The organism is Gordonia sp. (in: high G+C Gram-positive bacteria) (assembly GCF_020438995.1).
GTDB lineage: Bacteria > Actinomycetota > Actinomycetes > Mycobacteriales > Mycobacteriaceae > Gordonia.
Genome location: NZ_JAGQTN010000260.1, coordinates 1 through 1,586 on the forward strand (window position 1 = coordinate 1; position 1,586 = coordinate 1,586).

At 69.5% G+C, this 1,586-nt stretch carries 2 protein-coding genes; both read left to right on the forward strand.

Annotated elements, in window-relative coordinates; genetic code table 11:
* Window positions 1-822: aldehyde dehydrogenase family protein (locus KDB67_RS18230; protein ID WP_291018685.1), on the forward strand; the 822-nt coding region annotated here is incomplete at its 5' end.
* Between the two features lie 85 nt (window positions 823-907).
* On the forward strand, window positions 908-1,586 hold a 679-nt coding region (locus KDB67_RS18235), incomplete at its 3' end, for a CoA transferase (protein ID WP_291018687.1).

Sequence of the window (1,586 nt, forward strand, 5' to 3'; positions counted from 1 at the left end):
GCCGATCGCGACGAAAGTGCTTATCTCGTCGCACATCCCGGCATCGACAAGGTCGCGTTCACCGGATCGACCGGGGCGGGCCGGGCCATCGGTGAGGTGTGCGGGCGGCTGCTGCGGCCGGTGACACTGGAACTCGGCGGCAAGTCGGCGTCGATCGTGCTGCCCGACGCCGACCTGGACGTCTTCGCGCGGGCGCTGCCGGAGGTGTCGCTGGCCAACAACGGCCAGACCTGCCACGCCAGTACCCGGATCCTCGCGCCCTGCACCCGGCTGCGTGAGGTCGTGGCGGCGGTGACCGATACGGTGTCCGCACTCACCATCGGTGACCCGCTCGACAAGGCGACGGCCGTGGGCCCGTTGGTCAGTGCCGCACAGCGGGATCGGGTGCTCGGCTTCATCGAGGCGGGGCGCGCCGACGGATTTGCGATCACCACCGGCGGCGGCGTGCCCGCTTCCCGGGACCAGGGCTGGTTCGTCGAACCCACCGTCTTCACCGACGTCGACAACTCCTCGCGCATCGCGCAGGAGGAGATCTTCGGGCCGGTCCTCACCGTCATCGGCTACGACGACGAGGACGAGGCGGTGCGCATCGCCAACGACTCGCCGTACGGGCTCGGCGGTACCATCTGGACCTCCGACGAGGAGCACGGGCTGGCGCTGGCCGCGCGGATCGAGACCGGCACCATCGGTGTCAACCACTACGCCCTCGACTTCGCCGCACCGTTCGGCGGTGTCAAGGCATCGGGCCTCGGTCGCGAACTGGGACCGGAAGGGCTCGCCCCCTATCTGACGGCCAAGTCGGTGTACTTTGCCACCCGTTGACGGTAGTTCCGGGACTACTAACACCGTTGTGGGGGAAACTGATTCGGATTCGGCCGGCGCGGATTCGGCCAGCAAGGAGAATGCTGTGGCGACGCTGCCCCTGTCCGGTGTCCGGGTAATCGACCTGACGGACGGTCTGGCCGAATCCGCCGGGCGATTCCTCGCCGACCTCGGCGCCGACGTCGTCCGCGTCGAGCCGCCGGCCGGCACGCGTTCGCGGGCGACCGGCCCGTTCCACGACGGCATCAGCATCCCGTTCGCGCTGCGCAACGCCAACAAGCGCGGCGTCACCGCCGACCTCGGAACACCCGAGGGCCGAGAGCGATTCGCCGGGCTCGTGCGCAGCGCCGACATCCTGATCGACTCGCCGCGGCCCGGGGGGCCGGCGGACCAAGGCCCGCCGGACCTGCTCGCGATCAATCCGGCGCTGGTGGCCGTGTCGGTGTCCGGCTTCGGTGGGACCGGACCGTACCGTGATTGGGCCGCAACCGAATCGGTGATCTACGCGCTCAGCGGTGTACTGTCCCGCTCGGGTGAACCCGGACGTGAGCCGCTGCTACCGCCGACAGGACTGGTCGAGCACGCGGTAGGGGTGCACGTGGCGTGGTCGGCACTGCTCGCCTACTACCACCGATTACACACGGGCACAGGGCAACTCGTCGAGATATCCGCGCTCGAGGTCATCGTGCACGGCTTCGATCCCGGCTTCGGTGTCCAGGGCTCGGCCGCTGCCGGCCGTAAGGTCGACTACCCGCGTGGGCGCC